Annotated in this window: 15 protein-coding genes and 2 pseudogenes; 2 read left to right on the top strand and 15 right to left on the bottom strand. The window is 63.2% G+C overall.

Annotated features, from left to right (window positions below):
• Positions 1-49: 49 nt before the first annotated feature.
• From NMA58_RS04860 to NMA58_RS04820, 9 genes are all read right to left on the bottom strand, one after another.
• A complete protein-coding gene (locus NMA58_RS04860; RefSeq protein ID WP_434712567.1) occupies positions 50-1,645 on the bottom strand; it encodes a Do family serine endopeptidase in 1,596 nt (531 codons plus the stop codon).
• A gap of 176 nt (positions 1,646-1,821) precedes the next feature.
• The gene (locus tag NMA58_RS04855; RefSeq protein ID WP_097599817.1) at positions 1,822-2,283 is read right to left on the bottom strand and encodes a cytochrome c-type biogenesis protein; all 462 of its coding nucleotides are present in this window, start codon (positions 2,281-2,283) and stop codon (positions 1,822-1,824) included.
• The gene (locus NMA58_RS04850; protein WP_434712566.1) at positions 2,280-4,268 is read right to left on the bottom strand and encodes a heme lyase CcmF/NrfE family subunit; all 1,989 of its coding nucleotides are present in this window, start codon (positions 4,266-4,268) and stop codon (positions 2,280-2,282) included. The genes NMA58_RS04855 and NMA58_RS04850 overlap by 4 nt, the downstream gene beginning before the upstream one ends.
• Complete coding sequence (ccmE, locus tag NMA58_RS04845; RefSeq protein WP_434712564.1) at positions 4,265-4,771, bottom strand: cytochrome c maturation protein CcmE; 507 nt, start codon at positions 4,769-4,771, stop codon at positions 4,265-4,267. The genes NMA58_RS04850 and ccmE overlap by 4 nt, the downstream gene beginning before the upstream one ends.
• The gene (gene ccmI, locus NMA58_RS04840) at positions 4,768-5,895 is read right to left on the bottom strand and encodes a c-type cytochrome biogenesis protein CcmI (RefSeq protein WP_434712562.1); all 1,128 of its coding nucleotides are present in this window, start codon (positions 5,893-5,895) and stop codon (positions 4,768-4,770) included. The genes ccmE and ccmI overlap by 4 nt, the downstream gene beginning before the upstream one ends.
• Positions 5,896-5,993: 98 nt before the next feature.
• Positions 5,994-6,419 (bottom strand): hypothetical protein, encoded by a 426-nt coding sequence (locus NMA58_RS04835; protein ID WP_430958803.1) that lies wholly within the window; start codon positions 6,417-6,419, stop codon positions 5,994-5,996.
• Positions 6,420-6,537: 118 nt separating this feature from the next.
• A complete protein-coding gene (locus tag NMA58_RS04830; RefSeq protein WP_430958802.1) occupies positions 6,538-7,941 on the bottom strand; it encodes an ATP-binding protein in 1,404 nt (467 codons plus the stop codon).
• On the bottom strand, positions 7,931-8,602 hold the full coding sequence (locus tag NMA58_RS04825; RefSeq protein ID WP_085777499.1) for a response regulator transcription factor: 672 nt from the start codon (positions 8,600-8,602) through the stop codon (positions 7,931-7,933). Before NMA58_RS04825 ends, NMA58_RS04830 begins: the two co-directional genes overlap by 11 nt.
• 53 nt (positions 8,603-8,655) lie before the next feature.
• On the bottom strand, positions 8,656-8,904 hold the full coding sequence (locus NMA58_RS04820) for a hypothetical protein (protein WP_011424624.1): 249 nt from the start codon (positions 8,902-8,904) through the stop codon (positions 8,656-8,658).
• Between the two features lie 510 nt (positions 8,905-9,414).
• Between NMA58_RS04820 and NMA58_RS04815 the strand changes: the two genes are divergently transcribed.
• Entirely contained in the window at positions 9,415-10,638 is a 1,224-nt protein-coding gene (locus tag NMA58_RS04815; protein ID WP_434712559.1) for an MFS transporter, read from the top strand.
• A gap of 149 nt (positions 10,639-10,787) precedes the next feature.
• On the opposite strand, the gene NMA58_RS04810 is transcribed toward NMA58_RS04815, so the two are convergent.
• Both NMA58_RS04810 and NMA58_RS04805 read right to left on the bottom strand, forming a co-directional pair.
• Positions 10,788-11,093, bottom strand: a complete 306-nt coding sequence (locus NMA58_RS04810) for a Dabb family protein (RefSeq protein WP_085780018.1) — start codon at positions 11,091-11,093, stop codon at positions 10,788-10,790.
• 33 nt (positions 11,094-11,126) lie between these two features.
• Positions 11,127-11,800: pseudogene (locus tag NMA58_RS04805) on the bottom strand (hypothetical protein); the annotation flags it as partial.
• Between the two features lie 156 nt (positions 11,801-11,956).
• Between NMA58_RS04805 and NMA58_RS04800 the strand changes: the two are divergent.
• Complete coding sequence (locus NMA58_RS04800; protein WP_259668252.1) at positions 11,957-12,088, top strand: hypothetical protein; 132 nt, start codon at positions 11,957-11,959, stop codon at positions 12,086-12,088.
• A 37-nt stretch (positions 12,089-12,125) separates the two neighbouring features.
• Here the strand turns inward: NMA58_RS04800 and NMA58_RS04795 are convergent.
• The 4 genes and pseudogenes from NMA58_RS04795 to NMA58_RS04780 all read right to left on the bottom strand — a co-directional run.
• Positions 12,126-12,474 (bottom strand): annotated as a pseudogene (locus NMA58_RS04795) (LmrA/YxaF family transcription factor); the annotation flags it as partial.
• 16 nt (positions 12,475-12,490) lie between these two features.
• On the bottom strand, positions 12,491-12,952 hold the full coding sequence (locus NMA58_RS04790; protein ID WP_434712558.1) for a DUF1348 family protein: 462 nt from the start codon (positions 12,950-12,952) through the stop codon (positions 12,491-12,493).
• A gap of 61 nt (positions 12,953-13,013) precedes the next feature.
• Positions 13,014-13,958: a flavin-nucleotide-binding protein gene (locus NMA58_RS04785; protein ID WP_434712557.1), complete on the bottom strand. Its 945-nt coding sequence runs from the start codon at positions 13,956-13,958 to the stop codon at positions 13,014-13,016.
• 58 nt (positions 13,959-14,016) lie between these two features.
• Positions 14,017-14,628: a glutathione S-transferase family protein gene (locus tag NMA58_RS04780; protein ID WP_434712556.1), complete on the bottom strand. Its 612-nt coding sequence runs from the start codon at positions 14,626-14,628 to the stop codon at positions 14,017-14,019.
• Between the last annotated feature and the right edge of the window lie 30 nt (positions 14,629-14,658).

Genomic DNA, 14,658 nt, shown 5'->3' with positions numbered 1-14,658 from the left:
AACCAGCCGCGCGGACCTTGGTCCGCACGGCTCCGATTTTCTTTACGGATCAGCCCTGGCCGTTGATCGGAAGCGCGACGAAACGGCTTCCTTCGCTGGACTGGATCTGGAACAGCGCGCGGGTACGGCCGTCCTTCTTGGCCTGATTCAGCACCTTGACGACATCGGCGGCAGTGGAAACCTCCTGATTGTTGACCGAGGTGATCTTTTCGCCTTCCTTGATGCCCTTGTCAGCGGCATCGGAGTCGGGATCAATGCCGGTGATCGCCAGGCCCTTGCCATCATCGGAAGGGCCGACGGTCAGACCGAGATCGGCAAGCGCCTTCTCGGAAGCGGGAGCCTCAGGCTGCTGCGGCTGATTATTGTTGTCATCGGCATTGGCATCCTTCTGATCCGCCGGCAGCGTGCCGAGTTCGACCGTCAGCGACTGGGCCTTGCCGGCGCGCCAGACCGAAAGCTCGGCCTTGCTGCCCGGCTGCATCGCACCGATGCGGCGGCTGAGATCACGGGCATCCTTGATCGTTTCGCCATTGAGTGCCGTGACGACGTCACCGGCCTTCATGCCGGCCTTGTCACCCGGCGATCCCGGCTGCGGGGCGACAACGAGGGCGCCGCTCGGCTCGGAAAGGCCGATGGACTCGGCGATATCCTTGGTCACCGGCTGGATCTGGACGCCCAACCAGCCGCGGGAAACCTGGCCATCCTTCATCAGATCGGCGACGACATCCTTGGCGGTCGAGGCGGGAATCGCGAAGGCGATGCCGACGCTGCCGCCCGAGGGCGAGAAGATCGCCGTGTTGATGCCGACGACCTCGCCGTTGAGATTGAAGGTCGGACCGCCGGAGTTGCCGCGGTTCACGGCCGCATCCACCTGCAGGTAATCGTCATAGGGACCGGAACCGATATCGCGGCCGCGGGCCGAGATGATGCCGGCGGTGACGGTGCCGCCGAGACCGAAGGGATTGCCGACGGCGACGACCCAGTCGCCGACGCGGACATTGTTGTCGTCGGCCCAGTTGACATAGGTGAACTTCTTGCCCTTGCCATCGACCTTCAGCACGGCGAGGTCGGTGCGCGGATCCTTGCCGATCAGCTTGGCGTCGAGTTCAGTGCCGTCATTCATGACCGCGACGAAGGCCTGACCGTCGGAAACAACGTGGTTGTTGGTGACGATGTAGCCGTCATCGGAGATGAAGAAGCCGGAGCCTTGAGCGACCGGACGCAGACGTCCCTTGCCCGGACCGTTCGGGCCGCCCGGACCACCAGGGCCGTTCTGGCCGAAGCGCCGCTGGTGGCCCTGTTGGTCGTTTGGATCCTGGCCAAACTGACGGAAGAAGCGCTTCAGCGGGTGATCGTCAGGCAGGTCATCGAAGCCGCGGCCGTTGAAATCGAAGGAGAAGCCGTCATTGTCGGCGACCGGATTGACGCGGTTTTCGACGCGAACGGAAACGACGGCGGGTGAAACGGCATCGACGACATTGGCGAAGCTCGGAACGGCAGGCGCCTGAACCTTGACCGCTTCAGCATAAGACCGGGTGATTTCGAGCGGAACGCCGGTTGCGAGCACAGCGGCTGCGATACCGGCGACGGTAGAAGCCTTGAGCACCATGGCGAGGGACGGACGTCCGTTGAAATTCTTCAGCATTGGAGCACCTTCTCTTGTTCTTAGATCTTCAGACCGGCGACGCCGGATCAGTCGATGACTAAAGATATAGGACGCCGCACCTTACTGCGAACTGTCCGGCCAATGAAAAGTTGGTAATGTTTGTGATCTCTGCTTGCCCGAATTCGGGCCATCGCGACGCAGGACGCCATCCAGCGTTACTTATCTAAAAGCTCACTCAGCTTCGCCTGCTCTTCCGGCGTCAGCTTGCTTCCCGTCGGTCTGCCTGTCCTCTTGCGCGCAAAGACGAGCAGCGACGCGCCGCCGGCAAGGACCAGCAGCACCGGGGCGCCCCAGAGCAACAGCGTCCTCACGCTGAACCTCGGCTTCAGAAGCACGAACTCGCCGTAGCGCGAGACGATATAGTTGAGCACCGCCTCATCGCTGTCGCCGTTGCTGATGCGCTCACGCACAAGCAAGCGGAGATCCTTGGCGAGCTCCGCATTGGAATCGTCGATCGACTGATTCTGGCAGACCATGCAGCGCAGTTCGGCCGATAGCGCTCGGGCGCGGGCCTCCAGCGCCGGATCGGCCAGCACCTCGTCGGGATTGACGGCGAAGGCGGAAACGGGTGCGAAGAACACGAACACGGCGACGAGGAGACGGGAGAGACGCATCATTCCGCCGGCTCCATCGCAGGAGCTGCGGCCTTCGCCTTCCGGCGCGGCGCGCCGACGCGCAGGCGCCGGTCGGAGAGCGAGACGCAGCCGCCGGCGGCCATGATCAAGGCGCCCCCCCAGATGCACAGTATGAACGGCTTCCACCAGATGCGCACGACGATACCGCCGTCCTTGGTGGCGTCGCCGAGCGAGACATAGAGCTGGCTGAGGCCGAAGGTCAGGATGCCCGCCTCCGTCGTCGGCATCTGCCGGGCGGTATAGAGCCGCTTGGCCGACCAGGTATCGGCAATGGTGACACCGGCGCGGCGGATGGTGAAGTGGCCGCGCTCCTCGGTGTAGTTCGGTCCCTTGGCCGCCCGCATGCCGTCGAACTCAAGGCTGTAGCCGCCGGCATCGACCGTGGCGCCCGGCTTCATCTCTACGACATGTTCGCTCTGGAAGGTGGTGACGGCGACGATGCCAAGCACGCTGACGCCGAGCCCGGCATGGGCGAGCGCCGTGCCGAAGGCTGAGCGCGGCAGGCCCGACAGGCGGCGCCAGGCGATGGAGCCCGCCACCTTGCCGATGCCGGCCCGATACCAGAGATCGGCAATGGCGCCGAGGATCAGGAACAGCCCGGCCGCCAGCCCCAGCACCGACAGTACCGGCCCGCCATGTTGGAGATAGAAGAAGACGACCGCGGCGGCGAAGGCGAGAGCCGCGACGGCATAGAGCCGCTGCAGCGCGCCGAGCAGATCGCCGCGCTTCCAGGCCAGCAGCGGCCCGAACGGCACGATGACGAGCAGCGGCGCCATCAGCAGGCCGAAGGTCAGGTTGAAGAAGGGCGGCCCGACGGAGATCTTGTCGCCGGTCAGCGTCTCCAACAGCAGCGGATAGAGGGTGCCGGTCAGCACCGTGCCGCAGGCGACCGTCAGGATCAGATTGTTGAGGACGAGCGCCCCTTCACGCGAGATCGGCGCAAACAGCCCGCCGGCCGCAAGCTTCGGCGCCCGCAGGGCAAACAGCGACAGCGCCCCGCCGATGAAGATCAAGAGGATCGACAGGATGAAGACGCCGCGAGTGGGATCGCTGGCAAAGGCATGCACCGAAGTCAGCACGCCGGAGCGCACCAGGAAAGTGCCCATCAGCGATAGCGAGAAGGTCAGGATGGCGAGCAGCACCGTCCAGATCTTCAGCGCCTCGCGCTTCTCCATGACGAGGGCCGAATGTAAGAGCGCCGTGCCGGCTAGCCACGGCATGAAGGAGGCGTTCTCGACCGGATCCCAGAACCACCAGCCGCCCCAGCCGAGCTCGTAATAGGCCCAGTAGGAGCCCATGGCGATGCCAAGCGTCAGACAGGTCCAGGCCGCCAGCGTCCACGGCCTGACCCAGCGCGCCCAAGCGGCGTCGATGCGGCCTTCGATCAGGGCTGCCACGGCAAAGGAGAAGCAGACGGAAAAGCCGACATAACCGAGATAGAGCAGCGGCGGATGGATGGCGAGCCCGATATCCTGCAGCACCGGATTGAGATCGCGGCCCTCGGCCGGGGCCGGATCGAGCCGCAGGAAGGGATTGGAGGTCAAGAGAATGAACAGGGTGAAGGCGAGCGAGATCCAGGCTTGCACGGCAAGTACATTGGCCTTCAGCGTCTCCGGCAGATTGGCGCCGAAGATCGCGACCAGGGCGCTGAACAGCGCCAGGATCAGCAGCCAGAGCATCATCGATCCCTCGTGATTGCCCCAGACGCCCGAATATTTGTAGATCAGCGGCACCAGCGAATGCGAATTCTCCCAGACGTTTGCGACCGAGAAGTCGGAGACGACATGGGCATAGGTCAGCACGGCGAAGGCAAAGGCGACGAGCGCAAACATGACAAGCGAACCGACGCTCGCCACATCCATCATCGCCGGATCATGGCGGCGGGCGCCGATCACCGGCACGATCGAGACGATCAGCGCCGTCGCCAGCGCCAGCACCAAAGCGTAATGGCCGATCTCGATGATCATGGCGTCGCTTTCGCCTCCTGCCCCTGCCCCGGATTTTGTTGGCTCTGTCCTTGGCCCTGGCCCTGGTCTTCCTGCCACAGCCCCTGCTGCTTCAGCTTGTCGGCCACCTCCTTCGGCATATAGGTCTCGTCATGCTTGGCCAGCACGGTGTCGGCGACAAAGACGTTGCTGCCGGCAGCAAACACGCCCTCGGTGACCACCCCCTGGCCCTCGCGGAACAGATCGGGCAGGATGCCGGTATATCTGACCTTCACCGCATTGGCGCTGCCGTCGGTGACGGAAAACTCCACCGTAGAGCCGGCGCCGCGCACGACGCTACCCGCCCCGACCAGGCCGCCGAGCCGGATGCGGGTCTCCGGTGCCACCGGCGTCCTGGCCAGATCAGCCGGCATGTAGAAATAGGCCACCGACTGGCTGAAGGCGAACATCACCAACAACACCGCCGCCAGGATGAAACTCATCCCGCCAGCAATCACCGCAAGGCGCTTCTGCTTGCGCGTCATTGCGTCATGCCCTCCGTGGCAATGCCAAGTTCCCTGGCAAGCGCCAGCAATTGCCGACCCTGCTCGCCGGACGGCGGAAAGGCGGCCAGCCCGCGCTTCAGGGCGTCGGCTGCGCGATTCTTATCGTTCAATACGGCGTAAGAACGGACGAGGCGGATCCATCCCTCGAAATTGTTGGGATCCTCGCTGAGTTTGGCATCAAGGCTTTCGACCATGCCGCGGATCATCTGCTGGCGATCGTCGGCGCTCATGTTTCCAGCCGCCGCCACATCTTCCGACGTCGGTCCGCCAGGCGCCGCCGGCTGAGCCGCGCCGCCGTTCTTGGCGATATGTTCATTGACCAGCGGCAGCCAGGGTGCATCGGCCGGCGATTGCTGCGCCAGCGCCTCGAAAGCCCGGCGGGCCTCGTCGGCCCGCCCCGCCTGTTCCATGCTGAGCGCGATGTAGAAGCGGGCACGCGGATTATCAGGCTCCAGCGTCAGCGACTGTTCCAGCGCCTGACGCGCTTCCTCCGTCACGACGCCGTCCGAAACCGCCATCAGCGTCTCGGCAAGGCCGTCGAGCCGGATCGGGCTCGGGCCTAGAAGCCGGATCGCATTGCGGTAGGCGACCTCGGCATCGGCAATCCGCATCGTGCGGAAATAGATCGGCGCCAGTACGTCCCAGCCCTTGCCGTCGTCGGGATTCTGAGCCAGATGCCGCTCCGCCTTGGCGATCAGCACCGCCACGTCGTCGCCTGGATTTTCCAGCCGCGCTTCCAGCGGCTGCGACGGCAGATCCGGCCTGCCCGTCGTCAAATAAAGACAGAGTCCGAGCACCGGCAGGATGAACAGGACGAAGACTTCGGTGAGACGGTGATGCCGTGCGGGTTTGTCTACCGTCTCCGGCTCTGCGGCAGAGACGGCGATCAGCCGCCGGCCGATTTCGGCCCTGGCGTAATCAGCCTCCTCAGGCGTGATCAGCCCGCCAGCAAGATCGCGGTCGAGTTCGCGCAACTGGTCGCTATAGACCGCCGCCTCGCCGGCGCGGCTGTTCTGCGCCGCCTTCGCACCACGCAGAAGGGGGTAAAGCAGGATGACGGCGACGGCTGCCGTCAGAACGGCAACGAGAATCCAGAACAGCATATCGGCCCAAATACGTGAAGCACACGCCTATTCCAACTGCCAAAGCCGGAATGACGAAGATTTGAGGCTATTCGCCGCATTCTAGGGCTGAAAAGACCTCAACCGAGCGGCGACCAGCTGCCGTCTTGGTTGCGGCAGGCTGCACCCCGCGCCACGGTCTCCTTGCCGTCGACCGTCAGCGTATGGGTATATTGCCGGCAATTCTGCGAGCCAACCTGATAGGGTGCGGCCGCCACGACCTTGCCTGTGGCGTCCTTGCCGCTCCAAACCACCGGTTGGCCGACCGCCGCCCCTTCCAGCGCCCGATACTCTGCTTCGAGCGCCCGCTGCTTGTTGCTATCGCTCAAGTTCACACCGCTGCGGCCGACGATGCCGCCCTGGAGCGCGGTGATGAAGGCGGCCGAGGCGGAGGGTTTGCTCGAAAAAATGCCACGCGAAGCGGCACCCTTCGTCGTCGTGCAGCCGGTGAGCGCGACGGCGAGAAGAAGGATGGAAACCATCATGCCTTGCGAGCGTAGAATCATTGCGTCGAACCACGATCAGAGGTCAAATTCAGCCGATCGAAGTGCAGCGTCCCCGTGTCAGCATTGTGGCAAAGCATGCTATACATTTGCCACTATCCTTGTGACATCAAGCAGTTGGTCATGCAACATCCTTTGTGACGCCAGGCAGTATAAGCTTCGCCTTCAGCCCGCCCCACTCGCCGCGGGACAGTTCGAGCCTTCCCTGGTATTCGTTGGAAATCTCGGTGACGATCGAAAGGCCTAAGCCGGTTCCAGGCTTGCTTTCGTCGAGCCTGCGGCCACGCTTCAGCGCCTCGCGGATCTGGTCGGGCTCAAGGCCGGGGCCGTCATCCTCGACGGCAAGCTCCACCCAGCGCCGGCGGGCGCTCGCCTCCACCCCTTTCACGTCCTCGCCAGCCTCGACGGCCGAAAGCCGCACCCTGCTCTTGGCGAAACGCGCCGCATTTTCCAGAAGATTGCCGACGGTTTCCTCGAGATCCTGCTGTTCCATGGCAACGGCAAGATGCGGCGGCGACACGACAAGATCGAATTCGGTATCGACGTTCAGCCGGCGCATGACGCGCACCAGCCGCTCCAGCGCCGGTTCGGCGTCAGTGCGGGCGAGCACGGATTCGCGCTGGGCGGCGATGCGGGCCCGATTGAGATAGGATTGCACCTGCCCCTGCATCGATTCCGCCTGGCTGCGCACCAGTTCGCCATGAGACTTTTCAAGGACGCGTGCCTCGTTGAGGAGAACGGCAATCGGCGTCTTCAGCGAATGGGCGAGATTGCCGACCTGCATGCGAGCCCGCTCGACGATGCGGCGGTTGCTGTCGATCAGCGCGTTCACCTCGTTGGCGAGCGGCAGGATTTCGCGCGGGAAGTCGCCTTTCAGCTGCTCGCTCTCGCCGGCGCGAATGCGCTCCAATGCGGCACGCGCCTTGTCGAGCGGCTTCAGGCCATAGAGAATCGCCAGCGCATTGACGATCAGGCTGCCGACGCCGAAACCGGCAAGCGCCAGATAGAGGCTGTGGGAAAAGGTGCGGACATCGTCCTCGACGACGTCGACATTGCCGGTGACACGGAAGCGCGCCGCTCGCCCGTCCGTGTCGAGCACCACTTCGGTTTCGGCCACCTGCACGCGGTTCCCGGAGGCATCCGTCACCTGGTAGTAGCGCTCATAATTCTTGTCGAAAGGCGCCTCGACGACGGAGGGTACCGGAATGAGCGCCGAGCCGAGCGAGGGCGAGACCAACGGCGCAGTGGTATAAGTGCCGAGCGGCTCCACCACCCAATACCAGCCGGTCTTCGGCTGGGCGAAACGCAGGTCGCCGAGCTGCGGGCTGCCGCTCAACGCCCCCTGATCGCCGATCGTCACCGAATTGATGACGTTATAGAGCTGCGCCCGCAGCAGATCCTGAAAACCGCGTTCGGCGCTCTTACGGTAGAGCGTCGAGATCAGTAGGCCGATCACCACCAGGGCCACCGTCGACCAGACTGTGGTCAGCAGCAACACGCGTGCGGTGAGGGACTTAATTCGCATGTTTCGGCGCTTGGATGCGGTAGCCGAGACCGCGCACCGTTTCGATCAGATCGACGCCCATCTTCTTGCGCAGACGGCCGACAAAGACCTCGATCGTGTTGGAATCGCGGTCGAAATCCTGATCGTACATGTGCTCGACGAGCTCGGTGCGCGAGACGACCTCGCCCATGTGATGCATGAGATAGGCGAGCAGGCGATATTCGTGCGAGGTCAGCTTCAGCGTCGTGCCGTTGACTGTCGCCTTCGACGATTTGGTGTCGAGCCGCACCGGCCCGCAGACGATCTCGGAGGAAGCATGCCCGGCCGCGCGCCGGATCAACGCCCGAATGCGCGCCAGAACTTCCTCGACATGGAAAGGCTTGGTGACATAGTCGTCGGCGCCGGCGTCGATGCCAGCGACCTTGTCGCTCCAGCGGTCGCGCGCCGTCAGGATCAAGACCGGCATGCCGCGGCCGGCGCCGCGCCATTTTTCCAGCACGGTGACGCCGTCCATCTCCGGCAGGCCGATATCGAGGATGATGGCGTCATAGGGCTCGGTGTCGCCGAGGAAATGGCCCTCTTCGCCGTCGAACGCCTGGTCGACGACATAACCCGCCTCCTTCAGCGTGTCGGTCAGCTGCCGGTTCAGGTTGACGTCGTCTTCGATTACCAGGATGCGCATCGGTCCGCCTTCGTCCGCTTCAAATCGATCATGTTTGAATAGACCGATTCCGCTTACATCGGAACCTTTACCGTTACCTTGCGTGGACGCTGGCCGTTGCCCGACACGAGAACGGTAATGATGCAGCTATCGCCCACCGGTTGCACGGATAGGAGCTGCCCGCCCGTCTGTTCGACGACCTGGGCTGCGGCGGCGCTGCAATCGCCAGCCACGCGCAGGACGAGGGTGCCTGCGCCATCCGGTGAGGGCGCCGATACCACCAGTCCGGCGGCCACTACTGCGACGCTCAGAGGAAAGGCCATGTCTTACGCTTTCAAGGTAATTCCAACTTGCTGCGAATATGTACTCAAGCGACCTGAATGGCAAATGAATGCGCTGTAATACAGGGCGTTTAGAACGGTTCTCGACTGCTTAGCGCAATCGATTTCAGCCCTTGGAATCGGCTGCTGCCACAAGTGCCGGCGGTCCGCCTTGCGCCTGGAAACGAGGCGTCCCGCCGCTGGAATCCGGATGCTGGCCAGCGCCTCCGGCAAGCATGCAAAACCGGGGTGATCCCACGGTGGTCATCGTTTCCGAATCGGCCGCGATTCGCGCCGAACAGCAATTACGTCAGGCCGGCTGGCAGCGGCACGCATCAGGGCGCAGCGGGTCGTCCTCAAATTGTACCGCTCTCTCATATCGTTCGTTGATCTTTTCATCCGTTCGAAAAAAACGCAGGCGGAGGCATAGCGGAATTGCCGTTCGCAGCTTTCGCTGGCTGGTTGAAACTGCTATCCCTTGCTGGCCCCGCATTTCAGACTCTATCAGCCCCGATGCCAAATTCCTTCCGCTTCCGCTCGGCGCAGACGGTCATCGTCCTCGCCGTCACCCAGCTGATCGGCTGGGGCACGACCTTCGACATGCTCGGAGTCATGGGCCGCATCGTGGCGGCCGATCTTGGCATGGCGAACGAGGTGGCGTTCGCCGGCCTGACCATCATGATGATGGTCAGTGCGATCCTCGGTCCGGTGACCGGTCGCTGCCTTGCCCACTATGGCGCCGCCCGGGTGCTTTCGGCGGCTTCTGTGACCTTTGCGCTCGGCCTCTCTCTGCTTGCCGCCGCAAACGGCGTCATTCTCTATTCCGCCGCCTGGATGGTGATCGGCGTCGGCGGCGCGCTTGGCCTGTCGGCGCCCGCCTACACTGCAGTCGTGGAGCGCGAAGGGATGAACGGCAAGCGCGTCATCGCCGTCCTGATGCTGTTCACCGGGCTCTCGAGCGCTGTCTTCTGGCCGATCCTCAGCCTGCTCAACGACACCTTCGGGTGGCGCCTGACCTTCCTCATCTGCGCGGCGCTGCAATTGTTCCTATGCCTGCCGCTGCATCTTTTCGCCCTGCCCAGCCCGATCGCCGCCCAGGTCGGCGGCGGCGCGGCCGACATCGCCCCGGTGACGCTGTCGAAGGCGGCGCGGCGCAGAGCCTTTCTGCTGATCGCCGCCTCGACGACCATCACCACCTTCATCACCTTCGGCATCTCGCCATCGCTGCTGGAGATCTTCCGCCAGTCCGGCGCCTCGCCGGCTTTCGCGCTGCAACTCGGCTCGGCCCGCGGCATTCTCGGCATCTCGGCACGGTTCCTTGACATGCTGCTCGGCCGGCGCGGTAATCCGATCCTCAGCGCCGCTACTGGCATCGGGCTGATGCTGACGGGCTTCCTGGTGATGCTGGTCGCCAGTCCTTCGACGCCGCTGCTCGTCACCTTCATCCTGTTCTACGGCTTCGGCGCCGGCGTGATGACCGTCGCCCGCGCGCTTCTGCCGCTGGCCCTGTTTTCGCCGCGCGAATTCGGCCTGCAGTCGGCCCGATTGTCGCTGCCGCAAAACCTTGCCAATGCCGTCGCTCCCGTCGTCTTCACCGCCATCCTCGATCGCGCCGGCACCAGCCCGGCGCTCTTCGCCGCAGCCGTGCTTGCGGCATTGTCGCTGGCTTTCGTGATGATGCTGATGACGCTGGTGCGTGGCGCGCAGTCATCGCAGCCGAGCCCCGCCACCTCGTAGGCAGGCGGATTTGCGAATCTTCTGAATCGCTTGCCGCGGCTTTTCTAAAAGGCGCCTTCAGTGGCTCAGAAGTTTATTCAACTGTGCGATTCTACTCCAGAAGATTGCTCAGCCAATCGAAGCTTAAGGCGAGCCAATCGATTGCGAGTTCAGAGCGGCTGCGTCACGGCCGTGCGGCTGTCGTAATCAGCAGCGATGCGTTTTTCCCGGAGGGGACGCACGCGCTCGATCGAACGCTGGTAATCGGGGTGCGCCTTGTAAGCGGCGAGAGCCGCCGCATCATCGAATTCGCCATAGACCACAAGATCGATCTCGGTGCCCAGCTGATCGGTCTTCACGTTCGTACCGATTTCCAGCAGTCGCGCGTGCGGAATGCCGGTCAGGATCGAAAGTCCCGCCCTCACCTCCTCCAGATGTTCCTCCTGCACGGTGAAGAAGACGATATGGCGGATCACGCGGAAGCTCCTGTCAGATTCCAGAGGGTTGGCCCGCGCGATAACACGCGCGCCGCAGGCCTTCAACCGCGCGGCCGGTCCTGCGCGGCATCCGGACGCAGTGCCGCATGGAAGGCCATGGCGTAACCCGCAAGCTTCTCGGCCCGGTCGGTGCCGTTGACGATGCGGCGCGCATTGACCCAATCCTCGGTCGTCGCATTCAGGTGATCGGCGAGTTTGTGACCGGTAAAGCTGCCCTGCAGCATGCCTTCGATCAGGATCGTCACCGCCGCATCCATCTCCATTGCCCGATCGGGATCGGCGACGAGATCGATGCCGGTCAGCGCACTCATAGTCTCGTAATTCCGTTTATGGGTGAGCTGCACCAGTCCGCGCCCGAGCCAGCAGCGACCATGCTCGTCCGGCCGCCAGTAGGGCGTCTTCACCCAGGAGAGCCGGCCCGCGGCAAAGGCGATTTCTAGGATCTCGACTGCGCGCAGATCGCTTTCGGCCAGCGTCTCGCGCACCGGCTGCATCGTATAGGCGGTTTCATGATAGGCCGTGGCAAGGATATAGGCGAGCCATCGGCGATCGGCCTGGGTGAACCGCTTTTCCCAGGCGTCGAGAATCGCCGTCATGCCCACCACCTGAGGCTGAGTCAGCCCGCCTTTGAAAAGCTCTTGGCGCACCGCATCAAAAAAGAATACACGGTCCATGTGGACAACCATTCCGCGCTTCCCGTAGACGTTACGGTTAAAATCGTCTTAATCGATTAAAATAAACTTAATCGTTTTAAGTGCCTAAGCCCCTGATTTACATTCCTTTTGGCTTATGCGATGCATTTTCTTGCCCTGAAGCCTTACCACCACAAGAGGAGACTTCCGATGCAGGCGCCCGCCAACACACAGCCCACTATTCCCCAGCATGTCCTCGACCAGATGGAAAATGAGTGGCGCCAGATTCGCCCTGAGCGCGAGAATACCCGTCCGAGCCAGCAGCCTCAACAGCAGCGCTGAGAAATACAGCAAAGCGGTGCGGATGTAAGGCCCGGCCTCATTGCGCTGCGGCCTCAAGCCGGTTTGCAAGCGTTTCCAGCGACTGGGTGAAGACGGCTCTATTCCTAAGTGCGCGCTATTAGCACCAGAGCACCCTGAATGCCGCAGACGCCTTCCTCAGCCAGCGTCTGCGCATCAGCACAGCCGGCCCGCATGAGGGCCGAACGCAATGCATCGATCCAGCGGATGAAATAACCGGCGATCGCCGAGAAAAACCGCTCACGGGTGTCGTGGAGCGCGAAGGCGCCGACGAGGCAGATGCGGCCGCCGGCGCGGAAGTAATCGTTCACATTGACCCACATTGCCGCGATCGCCTGACGGGCGTCGTCATGCCACAGCGGCCGATATCGCCTGCGACGCGATTTAAAGACCAAGCTCGGTCAGGCCGGGGTGGTCATCCGGCCGCCGGCCGAGCGGCCAGTGGTATTTGCGCTGCGTTTCCCGGATCGGCAGATCGTTGATGCAGGCAAAACGGCGCTGCATCAAGCCCGTCGCGTCGAATTCCCAATTCTCATTGCCGTAGGAGCGGAACCAATTGCCGCTGTCATCGTGCCATTCATAGGCAAAGCGGACGGCAATGCGATTGTCGGTAAAGGCCCAGATTTCCTTGATCAGCCGGTAATCCAGCTCCTTGGCCCATTTGCGGGTGAGGAAAGCGACGATCTCGGCGCGGCCGTTGATGAATTCGGCGCGGTTGCGCCAGCGACTATCCGGCGTATAGACGAGCGAGACGCGCTCGGGATCTCGACTGTTCCAGCCGTCCTCAGCGAGACGAACCTTCCGGGTGGCGGTCTCGAGGGTGAAGAGCGGGACGAGGCTGGACATGATCTTTCTCCTGTATTGAGTTGACTGTAGCGATTGGTAAGAACATCAGCGAGCATCATGCTCACCTACCTTCTCCGCGGTCGAGATTGCGGCTCCAGCGCAACGGCAGGGCATCCGGGCGAAGCACGATGCTCTCGGGCTTAAAACGCCACAGCCTTTCGGCCCTTTCAAAGCTGGCGAGTTCAGGCGAAGACAGCAATATTTCGGCCCTTCCGGTGATCTGCAGCATATCGCCGGTTTCGAAATCGACGAAGACCAGCCCGGCCGTCGGATTAACGAGAAGATTGCCGAGCGTGTTGAAGAACCGGTTGCCGGGAAAATCGGGGATGGTCAGCACGCCGTCGGTACCGAGCCGCGCGAAGCCGGCATTGCCGCCGCGATGGGAGACATCCACCTGCCGCTCACCATTCTCACGATCGACATAGGAGGCGACGAAAAACGTATCGGCGCTCCCGATCATCCGCCGCGCCCGGTCGTCGAGGCTGACGGAGTGAAGCGGCCGCATCGAGGTGGGCTTATCGGGATCGCGGACAAAGACGGCTGAGCGCGGCTGGATATATTGCGGGCAGTTGCCGAAGCTCTGGCCGACCCGCAGGCGGAAAGCCTCGGCATCGGTCCTGCGAATCACGCCGTTCAGCCGATTGCGCCTGCGGGTATCGAGCTGGATGCCGAGCAGCGCGATCGCGTCTCCATCTTCCATGCCTGCGTCGGCAGGATCGTCCGGGTCGCGGCGCAGATCCACGTCGAGAGCCTCCGGCACCGGCGAGGACATGAATCCCGGTCGCCCCGCCCGCACCGTCGCCCAGACATTGCCCTTGGCGTCGACCGCGCCGAGCACGACGAAAGGCAGCATCGGAAAGAAGGCGCGGTGCTGTTCGGGCATGGCCTTGCGAATGAAATTGCGCCCTGGCCCGTCCATGCGGTCGACGACGCCGATACTGCGCTGCATGGCAAGTTCGCCCTCATGCCAGGGCGATGCGGCACCCTGTCCTGTCTCATTCAGCATCATGGCCTCCTTGTGGGATCATCGGGAAGCCGGGACGACAATCCGCCCCGGCGACTGTTCATGCGGCAAGGCCGATCTTCGTCTTCCGAAAGCCGACGAAACCCGGCAGCGCCTCGATGCGCGCAAGCCATGCGCGGACGCTCGGATAGGCCGAGATATCGACATTGCCCTCCGGCGCATTGGCAATGTAGCTGTAAAGCGCGATGTCGGCGATCGTCGGCCTGTCGCCGAGCAGGAAGCTGTCGCCGGCGAGCTCCGCCTCGACCAGTGCGAGGATGCGGTGCGCCCGGGCAATCACCTCCTCCGTACGGAAATCAGCGCCGAAGACAGTGACCAGACGGGCCGCACACGGCCCGTACGCAATCTCGCCCGCGGCGACCGACAGCCATTTCTGTATCCGCGCCGCAGCAACCGCTTCCTCCGGCAGCCAATCGGTGCGGCCGTATTTGCGCGAGAGATAGACGAGGATAGCGGAGGAATCGGCAATGATCGTGCCGTCATCATCGAGAACCGGCACCTGGCCAAAGGGATTGAGCTTGAGGAACTCCGGCGCCTTGTGGGCGCCTGCCGCCAAGTCGACCTCGAACAGTTCATAGGGCACACCAAGCAGCGACAGGAAAAGATGGGCACGATGCGAATGGCCGGATAGCGGGTGATGGTAGAGTTTCATGATGGCTCCTGTGGCAACGAAGGCGATTGG

It is taken from the genome of Rhizobium sp. YTUHZ045 (genome assembly GCF_051124255.1).
In the GTDB taxonomy this organism is placed as follows: Bacteria; Pseudomonadota; Alphaproteobacteria; order Rhizobiales; family Rhizobiaceae; genus Rhizobium.
This window is presented reverse-complemented; position numbering and strand designations above follow the sequence as displayed.

Bases quoted from the DNA above. Each gene is read 5' to 3' on its own strand.
- NMA58_RS04850 (WP_434712566.1), bottom strand. From the start codon at position 4,268: ATGATCATCGAGATCGGCCATTACGCTTTGGTGCTGGCGCTGGCGACG.
- NMA58_RS04800 (WP_259668252.1), top strand. From the start codon at position 11,957: ATGCAGGCGCCCGCCAACACACAGCCCACTATTCCCCAGCATGTCCTC.
- NMA58_RS04855 (WP_097599817.1), bottom strand. From the start codon at position 2,283: ATGATGCGTCTCTCCCGTCTCCTCGTCGCCGTGTTCGTGTTCTTCGCA.
- ccmI (WP_434712562.1), bottom strand. From the start codon at position 5,895: ATGCTGTTCTGGATTCTCGTTGCCGTTCTGACGGCAGCCGTCGCCGTC.
- NMA58_RS04785 (WP_434712557.1), bottom strand. From the start codon at position 13,958: ATGCTGAATGAGACAGGACAGGGTGCCGCATCGCCCTGGCATGAGGGC.
- NMA58_RS04820 (WP_011424624.1), bottom strand. From the start codon at position 8,904: ATGGCCTTTCCTCTGAGCGTCGCAGTAGTGGCCGCCGGACTGGTGGTA.
- NMA58_RS04790 (WP_434712558.1), bottom strand. From the start codon at position 12,952: ATGTCCAGCCTCGTCCCGCTCTTCACCCTCGAGACCGCCACCCGGAAG.
- NMA58_RS04830 (WP_430958802.1), bottom strand. From the start codon at position 7,941: ATGCGAATTAAGTCCCTCACCGCACGCGTGTTGCTGCTGACCACAGTC.
- ccmE (WP_434712564.1), bottom strand. From the start codon at position 4,771: ATGACGCGCAAGCAGAAGCGCCTTGCGGTGATTGCTGGCGGGATGAGT.
- NMA58_RS04825 (WP_085777499.1), bottom strand. From the start codon at position 8,602: ATGCGCATCCTGGTAATCGAAGACGACGTCAACCTGAACCGGCAGCTG.
- NMA58_RS04815 (WP_434712559.1), top strand. From the start codon at position 9,415: ATGCCAAATTCCTTCCGCTTCCGCTCGGCGCAGACGGTCATCGTCCTC.
- NMA58_RS04835 (WP_430958803.1), bottom strand. From the start codon at position 6,419: ATGATTCTACGCTCGCAAGGCATGATGGTTTCCATCCTTCTTCTCGCC.
- NMA58_RS04860 (WP_434712567.1), bottom strand. From the start codon at position 1,645: ATGCTGAAGAATTTCAACGGACGTCCGTCCCTCGCCATGGTGCTCAAG.
- NMA58_RS04780 (WP_434712556.1), bottom strand. From the start codon at position 14,628: ATGAAACTCTACCATCACCCGCTATCCGGCCATTCGCATCGTGCCCAT.